The sequence below is a fragment of the Desulfobacter sp. genome, assembly GCF_050177295.1.
On record NZ_JBFXHE010000357.1, the window covers coordinates 1 to 4,621 of the forward strand.

The window sequence follows — 4,621 nt, forward strand, 5'->3', positions numbered from 1 at the left end:
GCTCTTACACTTTCGCAAAGAACAGGACGCCTTTGTTCACCCCTCCTTTGACGCCATTATGGCGTTTAGGGAACATTCAGCCATCTGCCATTACAGTGCTGATCCTGATACGAATCTGCCCTTAAGTCCTGATGCCATGTTTCTGACTGATTCCGGGGGCAATTACCTGACCGGCACCACGGATATTACACGCACCCTGCATTTAGGAAGGCCGACAAGTCAGGAAATTCAAGATTACACCCTGGTACTTAAAGCCCATATTGCCGTTGCAACGGCACGCTTTCCCGCCACTGCCAGAGGATACCAGATAGATGCCATGGCCCGTCGGCACTTATGGCAGCAGGGACTTGACTTCGGCCACGGCACAGGCCACGGGGTGGGATTTTTCCTGTGTGTACACGAAGGTCCGGCACGATTAAGCACCCTTCCCCTGGATATCGCGCTTGCCCCCGGCATGCTGTTGACCAACGAACCGGGACTTTACCGGGAAGGCCGGTACGGAATCCGGCTTGAAAATATGGTGCTGGTGGTCAAGGACAGGGAGACGCCGTTCGGCAGTTTTTTAAAGTTTGAAAACATGACTATCTGCCATTTTGAACGCAGCCTTATAGATAAAACCATGCTGAGTTTGGCGGAGATCAAGTGGGTCAATGGGTATCATCAAATGGTTTATGACCGTCTGGCTCCGGGGCTGGATGCTCCGGTCCGGCAATGGCTTGAACATAAAACCAGACCTTTTTGATGAGTATTTTATTTTACCACAACCTCGTTGAGTAAGGTGTGTCGCTGCACAACGGGTTTAGTTTTTCAGAGAACCTTCCTTCGGAAAGATATTTTTAAAAAAACTTTTTTCTGCTGATTCCGGCAGCACTCAGCATACCGAAACCTAAAAGCAGCAATGTGGCTGGTTCGGGAACCTCAGAACCACCACTGTTAATGTCGTCGTCGCGGGAACCATTAACAAACGCCTCACTCCCGCTATTTTCAAATCCCTGAACATGTATTCCTACCCGAAAGGATCCATCATCCAAGGCAGCAATCAGATTTGTAAACTTAGTATCATTCGTTGCAAGTTTAAAATACAATTTTACCCATTCGTCCGGATTTACACCCTTATGTGCTGATGGATCATCGGCATCGTAATCATAGTTTGAAGTAAAGACAGGGTCCAGAGTCCCCCCCCCCGATAAATCCTGTGGTGTTGCGCCTACAGTAAATTCTACACCAGCTTTGGTGACTTTGTCGTAGTCTTGAGAATACTCAAACCCAGTTTGTTTACTTCCTTTATCACCTGCAAACACCAGCAAGGGAACATTGTCATCGAAATAAATATCTGTTATTGAAGAGTCCTTGGTCCCGCTGTTATAAAAGGTGAAGGTAACCAAATCGTCACTTTCATAAGAAACTTCAAAAGAGAGTTGTTCCTCGCCGATCTTGCCGTTGTTGAGTTGAGGCGTATCGTCACCATCTTCTTTAATATGCTGAAAGTTATATATATATGTATCCGCCGCAAAAGCAATGCTACACAGAAAAAAACTTAGCATAAGAGCAGTTGCAATGATAGAATATCTCGTCTTTTCAATCATTATTATATCTCCACCTAATAGTTAAATTAATATTCACGCTTACGCTTATGATAAATGCAATATTTAGACCAACCATACCATGCCCCTTTCCAAAAAGAAAACAAGCTTTAATTCTTATATCTTACAATAAAAAAAATTGATATACAGGAAAGTGCTGAAAAGAAATCAGAAAAAAAAGTGACAAAATTAGAAAAAAAATACATAAATTTTGTTTACCCTGAATAAAAAAAGTAACAGGCAAGCAAAGATTATTAATTTCGGGGACAAGGACCCACTCTACCAGACAGAGCTCAAAATAAATGCGTAAAAGAATAGAGTTTGCGTGGATATTGCATATATGGTAATAATTTAATCTTCAATATAACGACCATTTTTAATTTTATCATGCTGGGGGATCATCAATTTTCATCCGGTGCACATACGACCTTATCCCTGCAAAAAAAAAATACATATATAGGTATTTCCATGAAAACATCTTTGTCCAATAATGTTCTTTCTTTTATCTTTAGCCTTTGTTTTTTATTTTTTCTCTTTTCCTGTTCCTCTCCCCAGGATGACGCAGAAAGACACTATGAAAATGCGAAGCATTACTTTGCCGCCCAGGAGTATGAAAAAGCAAAAATCGAATTTCAGAATGTAATCCAACTGGAACCGGATAATGACAAGGCTCAGGTGGACATGGGGGAAACCTATGTGCATCTCCAGGACCCGGTCAAGGCCGTCGCGGCCTTTCACCAGGCCGTTGTCCTGAACCCGAACAACTCCCAGGCCAAGCTGCGGCTCGGCCAGATCCTGCTTCTGGCCAAGGAAACCAGAAAGGCCAGGGAACTAACCAATGCGATTCTGGAAAAACATCCCGAAAACATAGATGCACTGCATTTGCTGGCCACCATCCAGATCCAGGAAAGGAACATGGACCTTGCGTTAAAGACCTTGGAGAAGGCCATTGACATTGATGCGTCCAATCCCAAGACCCATCTTTTCCTGGCCCATTTTCTGTTTGTTTCGAACCGCCTGAAAGAGGCCGAGCCCCACTATCTTAAAGCCATTGAACTGGATGAAACCCAGCGCAACCCTTATATGGAACTGGCCGCCCTTTACCGGAAAAAAGGGGAGATTGAAAAAATCGAACCCTTGATCAGCAAATGGGTCCAGGTCCCGGGTGACCAGGTGCAAAAAAGCTTGGACTTTGCCAATTTTTTAGAAGGTGAAGGCAAAATAGAAAAAGCGGAAAAAAAATTGGTGGAAGCCACCCTAAATAATTCTGAAAATATTGCGGCACTGTCAAACCTGGGCGCTTTTTATGCCCGGCAGAAAGAAAATACCAAAGCCCTGGAAATATTTCACCGGGCACTTGCCCTGGATCCCGAAAATCCGGACATCATGTCCCACACTGCTCTGCTTTTTTTTCTGGATAAAAATTATGAAAAAGCAGAATCCATTATTGACGGCATTCTGGCAAAGAACGAGGATCATGTGCAGGCCAAGTTCCTTAAGGGCCGTCTGCATTTTATCCGCAAGGAATTTTCCCAGGCCCTCAAATGTTTTGAGACTGTAATAAACAACAGCCCCAGGTATGCCTTGGCAAAATATTTTAAAGCCCGCTGCCTTCTGGACAAGGGAAAATCCGACCTGGCGGGCCAGGATATATTCCGGATAGCGGCCGGGTATGAAACCACAGAATCATGGGAACGCAAATTGGCAACAGACGAATTACAGGAAGCCCTGGAAATCGCCCCTAGCCTTATATCACCAAGGCTTCTGCTGATTGACATTCTCCTTGGGAGCAAGGAAACAGTGAAGGCCAAGCGCCATATTATTTATATCCTTAAACGGGACCCCAAAAACATACAGGCCCTTGTTTTTGCAGGAAAACTTAAAATCCTGGAACAAGACCTTGCCGGTGCTGAAAAAATCTATCAATTTGTTCTTGAACTGCAGCCCGACTTTGCCGCAGGTTATGTATCCCTTGGGCTGGCCCTGAACGAAATGAAAAAAACAGAGCAGGCCCTTAAGACCTTTGACCGGGCACTGGAAATCAACCCGGACCAGATGGACGCCCTATACTACAAAGTCAGTGTCCACATGCAGAAAAAAGAAGAGGACAAGGCCCTGGCGGCCTGCGACAATCATCGCAGAAACTTACCCCAAGACAGCCCCACCCTTGCCATCATAGACCTGATCCAGGGCAGGATATACATGACCACCGGAAAAATCGACATGGCTGAAGACCGGTTTGAACAGGCTGTTAAAAGAAAGCCGGATCTTTCCGCGCCCTGGGAGCAGCTTGCCGTCATCCGTGAGTTGAAAAAAGATACGGACGGCGCAATACAATACTATGAAAAGCTTTTGGAATTGAATACGGAATACCTGCCCACCTACCTTAATTTAAGCCGGATTTACAAAGCCCGGGGTGATCTTAAAAAAGCCAAAGCATATCTGGAACAGGCCCTTGCGATCAAAGACGACTATGCACCGGCTGCCAACAACCTGGCCTTTATCCTGGCTGAAACCAACTCCTCCATGTATGAGGCACTACGGCTGGCAAAGATAGCCCGGGACAAGGAACCCAACAACCCTGATTTTCTGGACACCCTGGGTTGGATCTATTATCTCCAGGGAAGCTATGACCTGGCCCTTCCGCTCCTGGAGGAGAGTGTGAAAATTAATCCCCAAAGCCCTATCGGCAATTACCATCTGGGCTGGGCCTATTATGACAAACATCAGTTTGAAAAAGCCAGGGCCCATATGAAAAAGGCCTTGGAGCTGAATCCGGATTTTAAGGGTGCAGAAAAGGCCAGGGATGTTTTAGGAGAATAGTCATGATATTCTCTCTAACTTCGTGTTCTTCGTGAACTTCGTGGTTTTTGAATTTATCTTAACTTTTGATGAACAGATTCAGCAACTGCCTGGGGTCATCGTTGATAATAAGTTTTGCCGCTGTCGCTTTTCTGATGAACCCCTGGTTGACGCCATGCTGCATAAACGCATTCAGATGGTCATAATACCCGGCCACGTTGAGTAACGCACATGGT

At 45.3% G+C, this 4,621-nt stretch carries 4 protein-coding genes; 2 read left to right on the plus strand and 2 right to left on the minus strand.

The window, feature by feature from the left end:
- On the plus strand, positions 1-742 hold a 742-nt coding region (locus AB7U36_RS18855; RefSeq protein WP_428161197.1), incomplete at its 5' end, for a M24B family metallopeptidase.
- A 94-nt stretch (positions 743-836) separates the two neighbouring features.
- Here the strand turns inward: AB7U36_RS18855 and AB7U36_RS18860 are convergent.
- Positions 837-1,586, minus strand: a complete 750-nt coding sequence (locus AB7U36_RS18860) for a PEP-CTERM sorting domain-containing protein (RefSeq protein WP_428161198.1) — start codon at positions 1,584-1,586, stop codon at positions 837-839.
- A gap of 465 nt (positions 1,587-2,051) precedes the next feature.
- On the opposite strand from AB7U36_RS18860, the gene AB7U36_RS18865 reads away from it, so the two are divergent.
- Positions 2,052-4,406, plus strand: a complete 2,355-nt coding sequence (locus AB7U36_RS18865) for a tetratricopeptide repeat protein (protein WP_428161199.1) — start codon at positions 2,052-2,054, stop codon at positions 4,404-4,406.
- A gap of 58 nt (positions 4,407-4,464) precedes the next feature.
- Here the strand turns inward: AB7U36_RS18865 and AB7U36_RS18870 are convergent.
- Positions 4,465-4,621: LOG family protein (locus tag AB7U36_RS18870; protein WP_428161200.1), on the minus strand; the 157-nt coding region annotated here is incomplete at its 5' end.

Bases quoted from the DNA above. Each gene is read 5' to 3' on its own strand.
- AB7U36_RS18865 (WP_428161199.1), top strand. From the start codon at position 2,052: ATGAAAACATCTTTGTCCAATAATGTTCTTTCTTTTATCTTTAGCCTT.
- AB7U36_RS18860 (WP_428161198.1), bottom strand. From the start codon at position 1,586: ATGATTGAAAAGACGAGATATTCTATCATTGCAACTGCTCTTATGCTA.